General features: G+C 67.4%; 18 protein-coding genes and 2 tRNA genes. 10 read left to right on the top strand and 10 right to left on the bottom strand.

Translation table 11 applies throughout. From position 1 onward, the window contains the following. The first annotated feature begins 47 nt into the window (after window positions 1-47). On the top strand, window positions 48-1,010 hold the full coding sequence (locus tag AC1DRO_RS10860; RefSeq protein WP_476950803.1) for an acyl-CoA thioesterase: 963 nt from the start codon (window positions 48-50) through the stop codon (window positions 1,008-1,010). Window positions 1,011-1,198: 188 nt separating this feature from the next. Here the strand turns inward: AC1DRO_RS10860 and ettA are convergent, their stop codons facing one another. After that, window positions 1,199-2,881: an energy-dependent translational throttle protein EttA gene (gene ettA, locus AC1DRO_RS10865; RefSeq protein ID WP_026266424.1), complete on the bottom strand. Its 1,683-nt coding sequence runs from the start codon at window positions 2,879-2,881 to the stop codon at window positions 1,199-1,201. 10 nt (window positions 2,882-2,891) lie between these two features. Further along, window positions 2,892-3,155, bottom strand: coding sequence for a DUF6993 domain-containing protein (locus AC1DRO_RS10870; RefSeq protein ID WP_476950804.1), 264 nt, complete (start codon window positions 3,153-3,155; stop codon window positions 2,892-2,894). On the opposite strand from AC1DRO_RS10870, the gene AC1DRO_RS10875 reads away from it, so the two are divergent. After that, a complete protein-coding gene (locus tag AC1DRO_RS10875) occupies window positions 3,154-3,276 on the top strand; it encodes a hypothetical protein (RefSeq protein WP_476950805.1) in 123 nt (40 codons plus the stop codon). The two genes, AC1DRO_RS10870 and AC1DRO_RS10875, sit on opposite strands and share 2 nt — an antisense overlap. Before the next feature lie 264 nt (window positions 3,277-3,540). Here AC1DRO_RS10875 and AC1DRO_RS10880 read toward each other — a convergent pair whose 3' ends face one another. Further along, a complete protein-coding gene (locus AC1DRO_RS10880; RefSeq protein ID WP_476950806.1) occupies window positions 3,541-4,107 on the bottom strand; it encodes a single-stranded DNA-binding protein in 567 nt (188 codons plus the stop codon). Between the two features lie 245 nt (window positions 4,108-4,352). On the opposite strand from AC1DRO_RS10880, the gene AC1DRO_RS10885 reads away from it, so the two are divergent. Beyond that, window positions 4,353-4,425, top strand: a tRNA-Arg gene (locus AC1DRO_RS10885). A gap of 76 nt (window positions 4,426-4,501) precedes the next feature. Here AC1DRO_RS10885 and AC1DRO_RS10890 read toward each other — a convergent pair. Next, a complete protein-coding gene (locus tag AC1DRO_RS10890) occupies window positions 4,502-5,518 on the bottom strand; it encodes a magnesium and cobalt transport protein CorA (RefSeq protein ID WP_476950807.1) in 1,017 nt (338 codons plus the stop codon). 316 nt (window positions 5,519-5,834) lie between these two features. On the opposite strand from AC1DRO_RS10890, the gene AC1DRO_RS10895 reads away from it, so the two are divergent. Beyond that, entirely contained in the window at window positions 5,835-6,323 is a 489-nt protein-coding gene (locus tag AC1DRO_RS10895; RefSeq protein WP_476950808.1) for a LapA family protein, read from the top strand. Between the two features lie 31 nt (window positions 6,324-6,354). Then, the gene (locus AC1DRO_RS10900) at window positions 6,355-7,017 is read left to right on the top strand and encodes a GNAT family N-acetyltransferase (RefSeq protein WP_476950809.1); all 663 of its coding nucleotides are present in this window, start codon (window positions 6,355-6,357) and stop codon (window positions 7,015-7,017) included. Here AC1DRO_RS10900 and map read toward each other — a convergent pair. Beyond that, on the bottom strand, window positions 7,014-7,781 hold the full coding sequence (gene map, locus AC1DRO_RS10905; protein ID WP_476950810.1) for a type I methionyl aminopeptidase: 768 nt from the start codon (window positions 7,779-7,781) through the stop codon (window positions 7,014-7,016). The two genes, AC1DRO_RS10900 and map, sit on opposite strands and share 4 nt — an antisense overlap. A gap of 78 nt (window positions 7,782-7,859) precedes the next feature. On the opposite strand from map, the gene AC1DRO_RS10910 reads away from it, so the two are divergent. Further along, window positions 7,860-8,543 carry a DNA alkylation repair protein gene (locus tag AC1DRO_RS10910; protein WP_476950811.1) on the top strand — a complete coding sequence of 228 codons (684 nt, stop codon included), beginning with the start codon at window positions 7,860-7,862 and terminating at the stop codon, window positions 8,541-8,543. A gap of 12 nt (window positions 8,544-8,555) precedes the next feature. On the opposite strand, the gene mptB is transcribed toward AC1DRO_RS10910, so the two are convergent. Continuing rightward, complete coding sequence (gene mptB, locus AC1DRO_RS10915) at window positions 8,556-10,181, bottom strand: polyprenol phosphomannose-dependent alpha 1,6 mannosyltransferase MptB (RefSeq protein ID WP_476950812.1); 1,626 nt, start codon at window positions 10,179-10,181, stop codon at window positions 8,556-8,558. A gap of 168 nt (window positions 10,182-10,349) precedes the next feature. Here mptB and orn point away from each other — a divergent pair, with 168 nt between their 5' ends. The 4 genes from orn (at window position 10,350) to def (ending at window position 13,117) form a co-directional block, all read left to right on the top strand. Further along, a complete protein-coding gene (orn, locus tag AC1DRO_RS10920; RefSeq protein ID WP_308197202.1) occupies window positions 10,350-10,982 on the top strand; it encodes an oligoribonuclease in 633 nt (210 codons plus the stop codon). A 201-nt stretch (window positions 10,983-11,183) separates the two neighbouring features. Beyond that, window positions 11,184-11,256, top strand: a tRNA-His gene (locus AC1DRO_RS10925). A 93-nt stretch (window positions 11,257-11,349) separates the two neighbouring features. Next, window positions 11,350-12,504 carry an acyl-CoA dehydrogenase family protein gene (locus tag AC1DRO_RS10930; RefSeq protein ID WP_028277827.1) on the top strand — a complete coding sequence of 385 codons (1,155 nt, stop codon included), beginning with the start codon at window positions 11,350-11,352 and terminating at the stop codon, window positions 12,502-12,504. 40 nt (window positions 12,505-12,544) lie between these two features. Beyond that, window positions 12,545-13,117 carry a peptide deformylase gene (gene def, locus AC1DRO_RS10935; RefSeq protein ID WP_476950813.1) on the top strand — a complete coding sequence of 191 codons (573 nt, stop codon included), beginning with the start codon at window positions 12,545-12,547 and terminating at the stop codon, window positions 13,115-13,117. A gap of 163 nt (window positions 13,118-13,280) precedes the next feature. Here the strand turns inward: def and AC1DRO_RS10940 are convergent, their stop codons facing one another. From AC1DRO_RS10940 to AC1DRO_RS10955, 4 genes are all read right to left on the bottom strand, one after another. After that, on the bottom strand, window positions 13,281-13,982 hold the full coding sequence (locus AC1DRO_RS10940; protein ID WP_476950814.1) for an alpha/beta fold hydrolase: 702 nt from the start codon (window positions 13,980-13,982) through the stop codon (window positions 13,281-13,283). Window positions 13,983-13,991: 9 nt separating this feature from the next. Beyond that, window positions 13,992-14,450, bottom strand: coding sequence for a DUF1579 family protein (locus tag AC1DRO_RS10945; protein WP_476950815.1), 459 nt, complete (start codon window positions 14,448-14,450; stop codon window positions 13,992-13,994). 30 nt (window positions 14,451-14,480) lie between these two features. After that, a complete protein-coding gene (gene ppk2 / locus AC1DRO_RS10950) occupies window positions 14,481-15,353 on the bottom strand; it encodes a polyphosphate kinase 2 (protein ID WP_243177198.1) in 873 nt (290 codons plus the stop codon). Window positions 15,354-15,462: 109 nt separating this feature from the next. Continuing rightward, window positions 15,463-16,260, bottom strand: a complete 798-nt coding sequence (locus tag AC1DRO_RS10955) for an HNH endonuclease family protein (RefSeq protein ID WP_476950816.1) — start codon at window positions 16,258-16,260, stop codon at window positions 15,463-15,465. Between the last annotated feature and the right edge of the window lie 49 nt (window positions 16,261-16,309).

The following is a 16,309-nucleotide window of genomic DNA, read 5'->3' on the forward strand; positions in this document are numbered from 1 at the left end:
GGCTGCGCTTCTTTGGAGCGGCGCTGGACGCCGTCTAGAGTCAGACCATGACTGAAGCCGAAGCCGGACTGCTGGGGCTCCCGACCCAGGACCCCACCTCCTCGCTCATCCAACTTCTCAACCTCGGCGAGCTCGAGGGCGCCCGGACGGACGAGGACATCTTCATAGGTCCCTCCCAGCAACAGCCCAAGCAGCGCGTCTTTGGCGGCCAGGTGCTGGCGCAGTCCCTGATAGCCGGCAGCCGCACCGTCGATCCGGACCGCAGCGTGCACTCCATGCACGGTTACTTCCTCCGGCCCGGAGACGCCAACAAGCCGATCACCTTCGGCGTGCAGCGCCTGCGCGACGGGCGGTCGTTCTCGGCCCGCCGGGTCCACGCCTATCAGGAGGGCATGCCCATCCTGTCGATGATTGCGTCCTTCCAGGCCGAGGACGAGGGGATCGAGCACCAGTCCGAGATGCCCGCCGGGATCCCGGACCCCGAATCGCTGCCGAGCACGGCCGACCTGCTGGGCAAGTTCGATCACCCCGTGGCCCGGCACTGGGCCTACGAGCGGCCGTTCGACATCCGCCACGTCGATCCGGCGCTGTATGTCTCGGCCAAGGGACCGCGGGAGGCCCGCAACGCCGTGTGGATGAAGACCTTCGGCCCGATGCCCGACGACGCCGGCCTGCACCGGGCGGCCCTGGCCTACGCGAGCGACTACACCTTGCTCGAATCCATCCTCCGCAGGCACGGCATGAGCTGGATTACGCCGGGGATGTCCGTGGCAAGCCTGGACCACGCCATGTGGTGGCACCGGCCGGTCAGGGTCGACGAGTGGCTCCTGTACGTCCAGGAATCGCCCAGCGCGCAGGGCGCACGGGGCCTCGCGACGGGCAAAATCTTCAGCCGGGACGGCCGGCACGTGGCGACGGTGGCCCAGGAAGGCATGATCCGCGTCCCGAACGACTTCAAAAACACCGACCTGAAGAACACAGAGAAGGGCGCCGTGCAGGCCGCCGTCTGATCGAGGGCGCTGCAGCACCTGATCCGCAAGCCAAAGGGCTGCCAGTACTCCCCCGCGGCGGCTGGGACACGGTGTCCTCGGCACACGGCGTCCTCGGCGCACAGGCCCACCGCACGCAAAAAGCCGGCTCCCCCTGAAGCAGTTCAGGCGGGAGCCGGCTTTTTCGTGGCGCTGTAAGCCTTGCGGGCTTAGTCGCGGGTGAGGCGGCGGTGGGTTACCCGGTGCGGCTTGGCCGCATCCGGGCCCAGGCGCTCGACCTTGTTCTCCTCGTAGGATTCGAAGTTGCCCTCGAACCAGTACCACTTGGACGGGTTCTCCTCGTCGCCTTCGTAGGCGAGGATGTGGGTGGCCACCCGGTCAAGGAACCAGCGGTCGTGCGAGACAACGACGGCGCAGCCCGGGAATTCGAGCAGGGCGTTTTCGAGGCTGCTGAGGGTTTCGACGTCGAGGTCGTTGGTCGGTTCGTCGAGGAGCAGCAGGTTGCCACCCTGCTTGAGGGTCAGCGCCAGGTTGAGGCGGTTGCGCTCACCACCGGAGAGCACCCCGGCCTTCTTCTGCTGGTCCGGGCCCTTGAAGCCGAATGCGGCCACGTAGGCGCGGGACGGCATTTCGACGTGGCCGACCTGGATGTAGTCGAGGCCGTCGGACACGACTTCCCACAGGGTCTTGTTCGGGTCGATGCCGCCACGGCTCTGGTCGGCGTAGGAGATCTTGACGGAATCGCCGATCTTCAGTTCGCCGCCGTCGAGCGGTTCCAGGCCCACGATGGTCTTGAAGAGGGTGGACTTGCCGACGCCGTTGGGGCCGATGACGCCGACGATGCCGTTGCGGGGCAGGCTGAAGGACAGTCCATCGATCAGGGTGCGGTCATCGAAGCCCTTCTGGAGACCCTTGGCCTCCAGCACGAGTCCGCCCAGGCGCGGGCCCGGCGGGATCTGGATCTCTTCGAAGTCGAGCTTGCGGGTACGGTCTGCCTCGGCAGCCATTTCCTCGTAGCGGGCCAGACGGGCCTTGGACTTGGTCTGGCGTCCCTTGGCGTTGGACCGGACCCATTCGAGTTCCTCGGTCAGGCGCTTGGCCTGCTTGGCGTCCTTCTTGCCTTGGACTTCCAGGCGGGCGCGCTTCTTCTCCAGGTACGTGGAGTAGTTGCCCTCGTACGGGTACAGGTGGCCGCGGTCGACTTCGGCGATCCACTCGGCCACGTGGTCGAGGAAGTACCGGTCGTGGGTGACGGCAAGGACGGCACCAGAGTAGCTGGAGAGGTGCTGTTCCAGCCACAGCACGCTCTCGGCGTCAAGGTGGTTGGTGGGCTCGTCGAGGAGCAACAGGTCCGGCTTCTGCAGCAGGAGCTTGCACAGCGCGACGCGGCGGCGCTCACCACCGGAGAGCAGGGTGACGTCGGCGTCGGCGGGCGGGCAGCGCAGTGCGTCCATGGCCTGTTCCAGCTGGGAATCGATGTCCCAGGCGTCGGCCGCGTCGATCGCTTCCTGCAGCTGTCCCATTTCCTCGAGGAGGGCATCGTAGTCAGCGTCGGGGCTGGCCATTTCCTCGGAGATCGCGTTGAAGCGCTGGATCTTGCCGTAGATTTCGCCGACGCCTTCCTGGACGTTGCCCAGGACGGTCTTGTCTTCGTTCAGCGGCGGCTCCTGCAGCAGGATGCCTACCGTGTAGCCGGGGCTGAGCCGGGCCTCACCGTTGGAGGGAGTGTCCAGGCCGGCCATGATCTTGAGAATGGTGGACTTACCGGCACCATTCGGGCCGACAACGCCAATCTTGGCCCCCGGGAAGAAGGACATGCTTACGTCATCGAGGATGAGTTTTTCGCCGACAGCCTTACGGGCCTTGGTCATTGTGTAGATAAATTCCGCCATGCCTACAAATCTAGTGGTTCGGGCGGGATAACTCACATTCCGTGAGCCCGGATCGGCCACTTAACGGCGTCTGGGCCACGATGCAGTCGCTGCCGTCACGCACTCCGGCCTCGACGGCGTCGACAGCCAGGCCGGTGGGCCTCCGCCCGGCTGTGACTTCCACAGCGTCGGCCGGAATCCCTGCCTTAACCAACGACGCGCGGATGCCCGCCGTTTCGGGCTGACCGCCGGCGCGGATGGCGGAGTTCAGGACCGCCTCGACCGTGGACTTCATGGCGGATTCCCTGTCGGGTTTCAGGCCGGGGTTCGCCAGCGGCGACGTCGTGGATGCCGTTGCGGGTGCCGGCGACGCAGTGGCTGTCGGTGCCGGGGACGTTGCGGAAGGTGTCCCCTGAGAATCCGCGGCTTCAGAGGCCATGGCTCCGCTGCTACCGGCCGGCGTCGCACAGGCGGAGGCCGAAAGAAGGAGCACCAAGGTTGCGGCGGCCGGAACGGCCCGCGGCGACGGGCGTCCCCTCCCGCGGCGGGGGTGGGCGCCGCCCGTCCCGCAGTGATCCTGGCGTGTTGCATCCGGCAATTCTGCGACGCTGCAGTGCCCCGTTCCGGCGTTCCGGTGCCCGGTCCCGGCGTCCACGGCGTTGCCCGCCGGTCCTGCGGATTCAGGCTGCGGCCCCTTTCAGTTCTCCGGTTTCCTGGTCCACCTCCTCTTCCTCACCGCTCTCGTCATGGATGAACGTCGCGTTGTGGTCGGCACCGTGGTCGCCGTCCCCGTCGTCGTCCCCTGGCTGGCTCTGCGGTCCGTCGCCCTCACCGTCGCCGCTACCGGGCGCATCCGGGGAACCGGGTCCGGCGGCCGCATGGCTTCCGGCTGCGGCTGAGCGGGTGAAGTTGGCAGAGCCCCACATGAGGTCGTGGCCAACTGACTCCGCGTCAATTTCGGCGACGTGGTACACCCTGCCGTCCTTCTCCCAGCTCCGCATCTTCAGCCTGCCAACCACGATGACCCGCTGGCCCTTCTTGATGCTGCAGCCAATGTTGCCGGCCAGCTGCCGGTATCCCTGGACAGTGAACCAGTTGGTGTTGCCATCCACCCAGGTGCTGGAGCCGCGGTCGTAGCGCCGCTCGGTGGCGCCGAACCGGAAGGACGCCGTGGCCACGCCACCGGGTGTGGTCGAGCTTCTGATCTCCGAGGCGACGAAGCCACGGACCGTAATGTTGTCGCTCATTCTCATGTCCTGTCTCGAATTGTCGTGCCCTGCCGGGCAGTTCCAGCATCCCGCCGTGGACCGTGGCCGGGGAGGACCCGGCTGTGCCATGTGGATAACCGCCTGCCGGCAACGGTGTGGGGGGCCGTGTTGGGGAGAAGTCAGGGCCGGCAGGACCGGCCACCCGCCGGCGTTGACCTCCACCGGCCGTCCGGCACTGTAAACTTTTTGAGGCGTCACCGGCAGCAGCCGGTGGGCGCCAGCGCGCCCCAGTAGCTCAGGGGATAGAGCAGCGGCCTTCTAATCCGCCGGTCGGGGGTTCGATTCCCTCCTGGGGCACAAGAGAGCGGCTCTGACCTGCGACAACGCAAGGTCAGGGCCGCTTCCCATGTCAACTCCTATTTCAACCAGAACATCAGATCCACTTGTTGTGTTTGAACGTCAGGAACAGGATCCCGCCCATGCCGAGCATGAGCGCGAGTGCCATCGGATAGCCGAAGATCCAGTCGAGCTCGGGCATGTCGCGGAAGTTCATGCCGTAAATCGAGGCGATCAACGTCGGCGCAAACAGGATGGCAGCCCACGACGAGATCCGCTTGACCTGCTCGTTCTGGGCGAAGCTCGACTCCGTCAGGAGCCGCATTTCGTCGTTCTGCCGCTGGGCAACGAGGGCCGCGTTGACGGCCAGCGCGTTCTGCAGCAACGCCCGGAAGCCGGACACCCGCTCGCCCAGCCTGATGGCGTGGTCCAGGACGTCGCGGAAATGATCCTGCAGTTCCGGGTCCGGCACGCCGTCCGGTCCGCTGCCCATGAGGCTCTGCAGGATTCCGGCCAGCGGGGCCGTGGCACGCTGGAACGTGATGACCTGGCGGGAGAGTTCATAGATCCTGCGCGATACGCCGGGGTCGGCAGCGAACAGGTCGTCTTCGATTTCATCGATATCGTTTTCCAGCCCTGCCGCCACCGGCTCGTACTCGTCCACCACCTGGTCCAGGATCGCGTACAACACCGCATCCGGTCCGAGCGCTAGGAACGCCGGCTCGGACTCCATCCGCCGGCGCACCCGGGCCAGGTCGGGAGACTCCGCCCGGCGGACAGTCACCACAAAGTCCGGGCCGGAAAACACATGGATCTCGCCGAACTCGACCTTCTCCACGTCGTCCAGGTACCGCGCGGGCCGCAGCACCAGGAACAACGTCTCGCCATAGTGTTCCAGCTTGGCCCGCTGGTGTCCGGCGAGCGCGTCCTCCACGGCCAGGTGGCTCAGGTCAAATTCCTCGGCCACGGAGCGCAGCTCCTCGGCTTCGGGCCGGTAGAGCCCGATCCAGGCCATACCCTGGCGCTGCCGCAGCAGAAAGTACGTCTCCTCGAGCCCTTCCGGGTCGGCGGTCCGGTGACCGTCCACATAGACGGCGTTGTCAATAATCGTCACGGCCGCGCCTCCTCTTCAAGGCATTCGCTTTGCTGTGACGTTATACCGTCCCCGGGCCGGTGCCAACCGCCCGCACCGCCCCGCGGGCGCCGCCGGTTTCCGGGAAGGACCCCGGAAAGATTGCCTGGAAGAACGACGCCGACGGCGGCCGCCAGGGAGAGCCAAAGCACGGTTGCTGGCATGCGGGGATCGCCCGAACCGTGCACACCGTCCGCCCTGAGCCCCGCCAGCCCTCAGCACGCTTAGTATTGAATGGACTGGCAGGCCGGCAGGGATAGTCTGTGCGCCCTGCCCGCAATCGAAAGGTACGGCCGCCATGACCGAGACACCCCGCAGATTCGACCCCACCAATCCAGACGACGCCCCCACCTCCCCCTACGCGGGGTCCGCTGACGCCAAACCCGGGCCCGCGTCCGCCGAGCAAGGCCTCAGCACCGATGTGGCCGCCACGACGGCGGGGCGCGCCGAAACCACCCAGCCCGAGGAACCCACGGCTCAGGCTCCCGCGCCGGCGCCCGCTCCGGACACGCGCCAGGTCACCCGTGCGGGCATGGTCTGGGCCGCGGTTGCCTGCGCGCTCGTGGTGCTGATCCTGCTGATCGCTTTCATCCTGCAGAACCAGGAATACGTGCAGGTGAAGTTCTTTGGCCTCGAAGGCTCGGTCCCGCTCGGCATCGCCTTGTTCATCGCGGCCGTCGGCGGCGGCGTTCTGGTCGCCATCGCCGGAGCCGCCCGCATCATCCAGCTCCGGCTCGCCGCGCACCGCGTCCGCCGCCAAGCCAGCCCGGGCACGCGCACGCGCTGACGCTGAAGCCGCCAGGCGCTACCCTCGTTCCATGCGCGACGCAGAACCCCGGGCCCAGGCAGCCATCACCACCGCCGCGGCGGACTGGCCCGACGTCGAGCGTCTCTTTGGCGTGCGCGGCGAACCCTCACGATGCTGGTGCCGGTTCTTTGCCTTGACCGGCCCGCAGTGGTCCGCGTCCACCCCGGAGGAGCGGAAGAACCAGGTGCGGGACAAGTTCGACGGCGGCCAGCCGGCGCCCGGGGTCCTGGCCTTCCGCGACGGGAATGCGGTGGGCTGGTGCGCCGTCGAGCCCCGCGGGTGCTACCCAAGGATCCTGCGCTCGAAGGTGCTGGCGTCGGCCCCCGACGCCGCCCGGGATCCCGGCGTGGACCGCGTGTGGTCCGTCAGTTGCTTTGTCGTCTCCCCCGGCCGCCGACGGACCGGCGTGGCGGGGGCGTTGCTTGCCGCCGCCGTCGAACACGCCTCAGCGCACGGCGCAACGGTGGTGGAGGGTTATCCGGTCGACCCCGCGCAACGGCCCAAGGCCGGCCCGGCGGACCTCTACCACGGCACCCTGGGACTCTTTTTGGCGGCCGGCTTCACGGTGGTCAGCGGCACAGTGGTCAGCGGCGCAGTGGTCAGCGGCCCAGTGCCGGGATGCGCCGTCGTCCGCCTCACGGTGCCCCGGCCCGGCGGGGACCGCGGGCGCTAGGGCAGCGTCAGGATCACCGGCCCTTCGGCGGTGATGGCCACGGTGTGTTCGCTGTGCGCGGCGCGGCGGCCGTTCGCTGAGCGGAGGGTCCATTCGTCGTCGTCATGGTAGTAGTCGTCCTTGCGGCCGAGAATCAGCATTGGCTCGATGGCTATGACCAGACCCTCGGTCAGTTTGATGCCGCGACCGGGACGCCCGTCGTTGGGCACGTGCGGCTCGGCGTGCATGGTCCGGCCGATCCCGTGGCCGCCGTGGTCGGCGAGCAGCCCGTAGCCTGCCCGGCGAGCCGCCCCGCCGATCGCGTAGGCGAGATCCCCCATCTTGTTCCCGATCCTTGCCGCATCGATCCCCCTCGCCAGGGCGGCGTCCGTGGCGTCTATGAGGGCCTGGTCCACCGGGTCCACGGTCCCCACGATGAAACTGACGGCCGCATCGCCGCACCACCCGGCCAGGAAGGCGCCGCAATCCACGCTTAGGAGGTCCCCGTCCTGGAGCCGGTACTCGTTGGGGATGCCGTGTACGACGGCGTCGTTGACGGACGCGCAGATGACCCCCGGGAACGGCACTGACGCCCACCGCGGCCGGTAGTTCAGGAACGCCGGAGTGGCTCCCGCGTCGGCGATTGATGCTGCGGCGACATCGTCCAGTTCCTTGAGCGAAACGCCGACGGCGGCCGCCTCGCGGATCCGGGCGAGGGTGGTGGCGACCACCCGGCCGGCCTCGCGCATCAGTGCGATCTCTTCGGGACTCTTGATCATGGACATGGCTTTCCCTTCCGACGCGGAGCCGCGGCTTGCTGGCTTCAACTCTAAAGCCCGCCGCGTCGTGTCTACAGTGGCCTCATGACCACCACGGAACTCATTGACGCGATCCGCGGCAGCCTCCAGGCTGCTGCCCATGCTGGCCGCGCCGCGGGGGCAGAGGCCTATATGAAATCGCAGATGCCATCCCTGGGCGTGCGGGTTCCCGAGGTTCGCAGCATTGTCAGGGCCGCGGCCGCGGACCACCCGCCGGGCAGCCTGGCGGAACTGCAGTCCGCGGTTCTTGTGCTGTGGCGCAACGCCGGCCACCGTGAGGAACGCTACGCCGCGATCGAGCTCACGGGGCTCAAGCCCGCAGCCGGGGAACTGGGCATGCTGGCCCTCTATGAGGAAATCATCCGCACCGGAGCCTGGTGGGACCTGGTGGACGGGGTGGCCCACCGGCTGGGCGCCCTGTTGCAGGCCCACCGGGCAGAACTGACGCCGGTGCTCGAACGCTGGAGCCGGGACGAGGACTTCTGGGTCCGGAGGGCCGCGATCACCGCACAGCTGGGGGCGAAGGACGCCACTGACACGGAGCTTCTGGCCGCTGTGATCGAGGCCAACCTCGAGGACCGGGAGTTCTTCATCCGCAAGGCGATCGGGTGGGCGCTGCGCCAGTACGCCAGGACGGATCCGGCCTGGGTGAAAGCGTTCGTGCGGCGGCACGCGGACCAGCTCAGTCCGCTCTCACGCAGGGAAGCGCTCAGGAACCTGGCGGCCTAGCCAGAACCAGCCCTAGATGATCGGCCGCGTGGTGACCGGCTCGTCCGACTTGGTAAACAGCAGCTTGGTCTTCGGGTCAAGGAAGATCAGGTACAGCGCGAACAGCAACGCAATGATCGCCGCGGCGTTGCGGGCCAGGGCCAGGGCCAGGCCCAGATCCGCGGTCTGCAGGTACGGGAAGACATCGAGCTGGTCCGAGATCGCGTACACCATGAAGAAGGACACGATGAAGTAGAGCGCCTTGACCTGCCAGTCGTCGCGGATGCCCGTGACGGCGAAGAGCGGGATGAGCCAGACGATGTACCAGGACTGGATCATCGGGGACAGCAGCACGACGGCGGCGAACGCCAGGGTGAGCCGGCGCATCAGCCGGTCGTAGTCGCCGCGGAAGATCTGCCAGGCGACGATGCCGACGGCGAGCAGCTTGCCGGCGTCGAACGCCCACTTGGCCAGTCCCCAGCCGTCGAGCCCGAAGGCGTTGGAGATGGAGGCCACGATCAGGCCCACCAGGCCAACAGGCGCGTACCAGATCCAGATGCTGCCCGGGGCCGACAGCCCGTTGATCCAGCCGAAGCCGAAGCCATTGACCCGGCTCATGAGATACAGCAGGGCCACGCTGATGCCGGCCGTGAGGGCCCAGAAGACGAACTTGCGCGGCCAGCTGGCGCCCTTGCCCGCCCAGAGCAGGCCGATGAACGGCAGGAAGACCACCGTGATGGGCTTGACCGAGATGGAGAGCGTGACCAGCACGATTCCGAGGATGACCCGGCGCGTGGCGCAGTAATAAAGGCCGGCCAGGGCCAGGCCGATCATGAGGGCATCGTTGTGGACGCTGGCGATGAAGTTGGTGAGGAACAGCGGGTTGGCCGCCGTCAGCCACAGGGCCCGGTTCGGGTTCACTCCGTGCAGTTCGGCCAGTTTCGGCACGTAGATCACGCAGAGGACCACGCCCACCAGGGCCGCGATCCGGAACAGCATGATGCTGCCTTCAGGGTGCACGTTGGTGGCCCAGACCACGAACTGTTCGATCCACAGGAACAGCTGCCCGTAGGGGACGGGAGCTTCGGTCCACATTCTGTCGGCGCCCAGCTGGAAGTAGTTGGACAGCGCCGAAATGCCGTTTTCGTAGGGGTTGAAGCCCTCCACCATGAGCCGGCCCTGACCGATGTACGCGTAGACGTCGCGGCTGAACAGCGGCACAGAGAACATCAGCGGCAGCCCCCACGCCGCCGTCGCCTGGAGCGTGGCCTTGCGGGCGCCGGCCCCCCAGACCCGGACGCGCTGGCCGAGCCGCAGCCAGGCGCGGACCAGCAGCATGCCGCCGAAGGCCAGCAGGACAATGCAGAGGGCGACGCCCAGGGCCTCGGTGCGCATAAAGATGAACAGCGGGACGCGGCGGAGTTCGGACGCGGGGGCAAGCCAGCCGACGCCGATCGAACCGATCGTCATGAACAGCGAGCCCAGGAACCCGGCAAGGATCGGGGACCGCGGGTTGTCGACGTCGCCGACGCCCCCTTCCCCCTCAGGGGAGGCCGCAGCCGAGGTGAGCGCGGTCCGGCCGGACGCGGAGGGGCGGGACGTGGACGGGCGGGACGTACCGGCAGCCGTTTCCCCCGCCGCAGGCACAGGCGCCGTCATGTCAGGATCGTCCAATCTGTTGTGGGCCACAATTCCGCCCACAGCCGGCCGCAGTGTCCGGCCCGGGGCGCCGCGTCGAAGAAATAAGTGCCGAAATAATTCGGCGGCCGCGTATTCGAAATCCTAGCACCGGACGGCTCTGTGGCGTCGGAACGGTAGGCTGGGCGGGTGCCTATTACTAACGAACGCATCGTCTGGATCGACTGCGAAATGACCGGCCTGGACACCAAGAATGACGCCCTTATCGAGGTGGCCGCCCTGGTGACCGATTCGGAGCTCAACATCCTGGGGGACGGCGTCGACGTCGTGATCAAGCCCGACGACGCCGCGCTGGCCCAGATGAACGACTTTGTCCGCGACATGCACACACGGTCCGGCCTGCTGGCGGAGCTTCCGCACGGCAAGACGATGGCCGAAGCGCAGGCAGCCGTGCTCGCCTACATCAAGAAATGGGTGCCGGATCCCCGGAAGGCCCCGCTCGGCGGCAACTCGGTGGGCACCGACCGCGTGTTCCTTGTCCGCGACATGCCCGACGTGGTGGAGCACCTGCACTACCGGGTCATCGATGTGAGCACCATCAAGGAACTCTCCCGCCGCTGGTTTGCCCGGGCCTACTTCCAGTCCCCGGCCAAGCTGGGCGGCCACCGGGCGCTCGGCGACATCAAGGACTCCATCGACGAACTCCGGTATTACCGCGAGGCCGTGTTTGTTCCCGCGCCGGGCCCGGACAGTGCCACGGCGCAGCGGATCGCCAAGCGCGTCATGGGCGGCGAGGCAGCCGAGCCCACCCCGGCGGAGTAGCGGCCGCACACCTCCCCTCCGCGCAGCGGAGCCGATGAAACGTCGCCGGGGACGTGGCGCGGAAAAGTAATCTGCGCCACGTTTCGCGGAAATTTCGGCGAAAATCGCAAAAGTGGCAAAACCACCCCCAAACAGCAGGTAAGCTATTTGTCGTTGCCTTTCCAGCCAGCCGGTTCGCCGGAGGGCCTGATATGGCACATGGTGGGCGTAGCTCAGTTGGCAGAGCGCCTGGTTGTGGTCCAGGAGGTCGCGGGTTCAACCCCCGTCGCTCACCCTCATGAAGGACGGCAGTGATTGTCCGACCTTTTCCAAAGGCCGCACCGGTTATCCGGTGCGGCCTTTGTTGTCTGTATTGGAAGGAATCGCAGTGAAGCGCAAGCTGTTTGAAGAAGACCACGAGATGTTCCGTGAGATGGCCGCCGAGTTCAACGCGCGCGCGGTCGCTCCCCACTACACCCAGTGGGACGAGGACCACATGATGCCCCGGGAACTGTGGTCCGCTGCCGGCGAGCAGGGCCTGCTGGGCCTGGCCGTGCCGGAAGAGTTCGGCGGCATGGGGATGTCCGACTACCGCTTCCGGACAGTGCTGGACGAAGAATTCGCCAAGAGCAACCACCTCGCGGTCGGCCTGGCGTTCCACCTGCACGATGACATGGTCCTCCCCCACCTGCTGGCCTACGGCTCCGATGACCTCAAGGCCCGCTGGCTCCCGGGCATGGTCTCGGGCGAAAAGATCACCTCGGTCGCCTGGACCGAACCGGGGGCCGGCTCCGACCTGCGCGGCATCCGCACCAAAGCAGTCCGCGACGGCGACGACTGGCTGATCACTGGCCAGAAAACGTTTATCGGCAACGGCATATCCGGCGATGCCTCCCTCGTCCTGGCCCGCACTGACGGCGGCACCGGACGCGGAAACCGCGACTCGTTCTCGCTTTTCATGGTCCAGAAGGGTGAGGGCTACAACACCGGCAAGCAGCTGGACAAGATGGGCCTCAAGGCCTCCGACACGGCCGAGCTGTTCTTCGACAACGTCCGCGTCCCGCACGCGGACCTCGTCGGCGAGGAAGGCAAGGGCCTGCAGTACGCGGCCGAACAGCTCCCCCAGGGCCGGCTGGCGATCGCCGTGGCAAGCTCCGCCGTCGTGCGCGCCACTTACGAGGCGACGGTCCGCTACACGAAGGACCGCAACGCGTTCGGCGAACGAATCATCGATTTCCAGAACAGCCGCTTCGAACTCGCCGACATCCTCACGGAGGTCGAGGTCACCGAAGCGTACGTGGACCAGGCCATCCTGGCGTTCAACGCCGGAGAGCTCGACGCCGCAGGCGCTGCCCGTGCCAAACTGTGGGCTTCCGAGCGCGCCAAGTCCGTCACGGACCGCTGCCTGCAGCTGCACGGCGGGTACGGCTACATCATGGAATACCCGGTGGCCCAGGCCTACCTCGCCGCCCGGCTGCTGACGATCTTCGGCGGCACCAACGAAATCATGCGCGACGTCGTCGGCCGCACCATCGCCGGCTGAGACGCCGCGACTCCACCTGCACCCGAGGAACTTTCCTGATATGACCGTCCTGCCCATCACGATCTGGGGCGAGCCCGTGCTGCACCGCCGGGCCGCGGAAGTCGAAGTCTTCGACGACGAACTCCGCAGCCTGATCGCCGACATGTTCGAGACCAACGACGCCGCCAACGGCGTCGGGCTGGCGGCCCCCCAGGTGGGGGTCGGCAAGCGGCTCTTCGTGTACAAGTACGACAACGACGACGGCGCCGCGCCCACCGGCGTCGTGGTCAACCCCGTCCTGACCCTTTCCAAGATCTCCGGCGCCCTGCCGGACCCCGACGAGGAAGAGGAAGGCTGCCTGTCCTTCCCCGGCGGCCAGTATCCGCTCAAGCGGGCCGAATGGGCGAGGGTCCAGGGCTTCGACGGTGACGGGAAGCCGGTGGAATTCGAGGCGACCGGCTGGTTCGCCCGGGTCATCCAGCACGAATACGACCACCTCGACGGCAAGCTCTACGTCAACCGGCTCATTGACCGCTATGCCCGCCGGGCCCTGAAGCAGGCCAAGCGCAGCGGCTGGGGCGTTCCCGGCCTGACCTGGATGCCGGGAGTGGACCCGGACCCGTTCGGCCACTGACGGCGGCAGTTAGGCGCTGCTGCACGCGGATTTTCCCCACGTTTGACACCGATGCGCAGGAAATCGCCGGCGGTTTGGCAGGACGCGCCGGCGGCGGGTCCCAAAGGTGGGGAATTTCGGCGGGATTTCCCCAGGTCAGCAGTGACCCGGCCGGCCAGTTCCTTTAGGTCCGGTCGACGGCGGCCAGGATGGCGGCGCCGAGCTCGGCCGGCCTGGTGAACTGCGGCCAGTGTCCTGTAGGCAGGTCCACATAGTCGACCTGGCGGATCCGTCCGAGCTCCGCCACGAACGGGTGGCCGCCGGCAACCATTTCCGTCAGCATCGAGGACGGGAATTCGCAGGCGATGATGGTGACCGGAACCTCAAAGCGGCGTTCATCCGAGAGCTGCTGCCGGTCCTGGGCCACGCCTCGGGGCTGCGGGATGGCACGGGCACGGAACCCGGCGCGCAGCTCGTCGGTCAGGTCGGTGAGGTCCTCGTCCTCGAAGAGCTCCCACGGCGGCAGCGGCACCTCGTCGCCGTCGGCCGGCAAGTCGTCATTGATGACCCCGCCCTCCCCCAGCGGTCCGCTGTCCACGTAGACAGCCCGGGCCACCCGGTCCGGGCGGGCATCGACGGCGCCATGGATGATGGCCCCGCCGCCGGAGTGGCCCACCAGGACCACCGGCGCGTCGAAGGAATCGATCTTCGCCACGACGGCGTCGATGTGGGTGCGCAGGCCGATCCCGGCGCGCGGCGCATCGGCTGACTCCAGGCCCGGCAGTGTCAACGGGTGGACCTTGTGCCCGGCCGCGGTCAGCGGCGGGGTGACGTCAGCCCACGACGAGGCGTCCAACCAGAATCCGGGTACGAGGATGATGTCCATGCCGGTACCCTACCGGTCGAGTACCAGCTCCACCACCTGATACGGGTCCTCGCCCGGGACCAGGTTGTGCATGGTGATGCGTCCGCCCGGACCGTCCGCCGGGTGCAGGTGGATCTGCCAGCCCCAGTCCGGGCCGGTCGGCGCCGCATAGGAGCCGTTGAGCCGGAGGACACCGTCGCCGCCCACGCTCCCGGAAAACTGCATCAGCGCCTTGCCCGTGTGCCAGGAGTCCAGCCACACCGCGGTGGCGGGATCCGCGCCGGACGCGCCGCCGGCCAGGATCAGGAGGCCTTCCTGCTGGCTCTCACCCTCTGACCAGGTGTAGGCGACACTCGCGAAGTGTGCGGCGGTCACCGTCACCGTGGCGGTGGCCGCCGAAGCCTTGTAGTCGTCCGTGGGCATGAGCCGCAAGCGGTTTTGTCCCTGCCAGGTGCCAAGGAACGGTGTCACGTATTTCACAATGTCCATGCGGCAGTCTACTGAGCCCATCGATCCTGCTCAGTCCGCGGCCGGCTTTTCGAATCTCGCCGCGAAGTCCGGGACATAGCGGAACAGTTCCCGCGGCGGGCGCGTGTAGTTGACGGCCTTCGGCCGCTCCGGCAGGGTCACCGGCTCGGTCCGTACTTCGGTGTAGTCGATGCTGGAGAGCAGGTGGGCGATGAGGTTGATCCGTGCCCGGCGTTTGTCTTCGGCTTCCACCACGTACCAGGGTGAATCCGCGGTATCTGTCTGCACGAACATGTCGTCCTTGGCCCGCGAGTAGTCTTCCCAGCGCAGGATTGCCTCCCGGTCCATCGGCGAGAGCTTCCATTGCCGCATGGGATCATCCAGCCGGGATTTGAACCGCCGCTCCTGTTCCCCATGGCTGATCGAGAACCAGTACTTGAAGACCAGGATGCCGTCCTGGATGAGGAGCCGTTCAAAAACCGGGCACTGGGCCATGAAGCGTTTGTGCTCCGCCGGGGTGCAAAAGCCCATCACGTGTTCGACGCCGGCGCGGTTGTACCAGGAGCGGTCCATCAGGACGATTTCCCCGGCGGCGGGCAGATGCGCCACATAGCGCTGGAAATACCATTCACCGCGTTCGCGCTCCGTCGGCGCCGGCAACGCGACTATCCGGGCAAACCGCGGATTCAGGTACTCGGTGACCCGCTTGATTGCACTCCCCTTACCGGCTGCATCCCGCCCCTCGAAGATGATGAGGACCCGCGCCCCGGTGCTCCGGACCCACTCCTGGAGGGCAACCAGTTCTGCCTGGAGCCGCAGAAGTTCGGCCTTGTAGAGTCCGGCGTCGAGCCGGGCCGGCCGCCGTGCGGAGCCCTTCTTGTGGCCGGCGTGCCCCTTGCCTGAATTGTGCGTGCGATGTGCCATGGCTTCCGTTCCAGCATTTGGGGCGCGCGGTTTGTCCCACCGCGCCCATTGTCGCCGGGCAGCAGAACGGCTGCAAGGGTCCTCCAGCCCGGAAACTGCGAAGGGCGCGTCAGCGCGGCACGATCGTCTGTTGCCCTGGGCACGAGGCCAGGATCCGTTTCATCGCCTCCTTCTCTGCCGCCGTGACCCACAGCCGGTAGGCCGCCTTGACCGAAATTTGGCGGGCGACGTAGTGGCAGCGGAAAGCCTTGTTTGGCGGCAGCCAGGTGGCGGCGTCGGAGGCACTCTTGTCCTGGTTGGCGGGACCGTCGACGGCGATCAGGTTGAGGGGATCGTTGGCCAGGTGTTCGCGCTGCTGCGCGGTGAGCTGCTGGGCGCCTTTTTGCCACGCGTCTCCCAGCGCCACGACGTGGTCGATCTGCACCGCAGCACTGGTTTCGGCGCCGCGCCGGAACGCGGTCATGCGGCCGATGTACGGTTCCTGGAACGTGCCGCCGGCCACCTGGCAGCGGGAGCCACTGACGAATTCGGCGGCCGCCAGGTCGCGGCGGAGGATGTCGTTGCGCGTATCGCAGCCGTTGCGGTCGACGTCGAGCCACGCCTGGCCGAACGCGCCCCGGTCATAGTTGTTCTTCGCCGACCGACCCTTGACCGCAAGGGTCTCGAGCACGCCGGCAGCGCTTCCCTGCGGCACGGCCCGGACGGCGTCCACCGCGTTCATCCACCCTCGGGCAATGACGGGGGCCTCGCTGGGGCCGGCTATTTGCGGTTCCGCGGCGGCAAACTGGCCGGCCGTGAAGAACCAGACCAAGCCGCCCAGGACGGCCAGGCCGGCCGCGGCAAGGAGAATCCAGGCCTGGCGGGAGTGGCGGCGGGCGCGGCGGAAATCCATCCAGGTTACGGTCATGTGGGCGGCCGCTCGCGGCGTTTTGGCTGCACGCCCTGAGCCTATGCGG

The sequence above is a fragment of the Arthrobacter sp. P4_F11 genome (assembly GCF_056401395.1).

Excerpts from the sequence above, each read along its gene's own strand:
- AC1DRO_RS10940 (WP_476950814.1), bottom strand. The coding sequence starts at position 13,982 with ATGGACATCATCCTCGTACCCGGATTCTGGTTGGACGCCTCGTCGTGG.
- def (WP_476950813.1), top strand. The coding sequence starts at position 12,545 with ATGACCGTCCTGCCCATCACGATCTGGGGCGAGCCCGTGCTGCACCGC.
- AC1DRO_RS10895 (WP_476950808.1), top strand. The coding sequence starts at position 5,835 with ATGACCGAGACACCCCGCAGATTCGACCCCACCAATCCAGACGACGCC.
- AC1DRO_RS10910 (WP_476950811.1), top strand. The coding sequence starts at position 7,860 with ATGACCACCACGGAACTCATTGACGCGATCCGCGGCAGCCTCCAGGCT.
- AC1DRO_RS10945 (WP_476950815.1), bottom strand. The coding sequence starts at position 14,450 with ATGGACATTGTGAAATACGTGACACCGTTCCTTGGCACCTGGCAGGGA.
- ppk2 (WP_243177198.1), bottom strand. The coding sequence starts at position 15,353 with ATGGCACATCGCACGCACAATTCAGGCAAGGGGCACGCCGGCCACAAG.
- AC1DRO_RS10900 (WP_476950809.1), top strand. The coding sequence starts at position 6,355 with ATGCGCGACGCAGAACCCCGGGCCCAGGCAGCCATCACCACCGCCGCG.
- ettA (WP_026266424.1), bottom strand. The coding sequence starts at position 2,881 with ATGGCGGAATTTATCTACACAATGACCAAGGCCCGTAAGGCTGTCGGC.
- mptB (WP_476950812.1), bottom strand. The coding sequence starts at position 10,181 with ATGACGGCGCCTGTGCCTGCGGCGGGGGAAACGGCTGCCGGTACGTCC.
- AC1DRO_RS10880 (WP_476950806.1), bottom strand. The coding sequence starts at position 4,107 with ATGAGCGACAACATTACGGTCCGTGGCTTCGTCGCCTCGGAGATCAGA.
- AC1DRO_RS10870 (WP_476950804.1), bottom strand. The coding sequence starts at position 3,155 with ATGAAGTCCACGGTCGAGGCGGTCCTGAACTCCGCCATCCGCGCCGGC.
- AC1DRO_RS10955 (WP_476950816.1), bottom strand. The coding sequence starts at position 16,260 with ATGACCGTAACCTGGATGGATTTCCGCCGCGCCCGCCGCCACTCCCGC.
- AC1DRO_RS10875 (WP_476950805.1), top strand. The coding sequence starts at position 3,154 with ATGGCGGATTCCCTGTCGGGTTTCAGGCCGGGGTTCGCCAGCGGCGAC.
- map (WP_476950810.1), bottom strand. The coding sequence starts at position 7,781 with ATGTCCATGATCAAGAGTCCCGAAGAGATCGCACTGATGCGCGAGGCC.
- AC1DRO_RS10860 (WP_476950803.1), top strand. The coding sequence starts at position 48 with ATGACTGAAGCCGAAGCCGGACTGCTGGGGCTCCCGACCCAGGACCCC.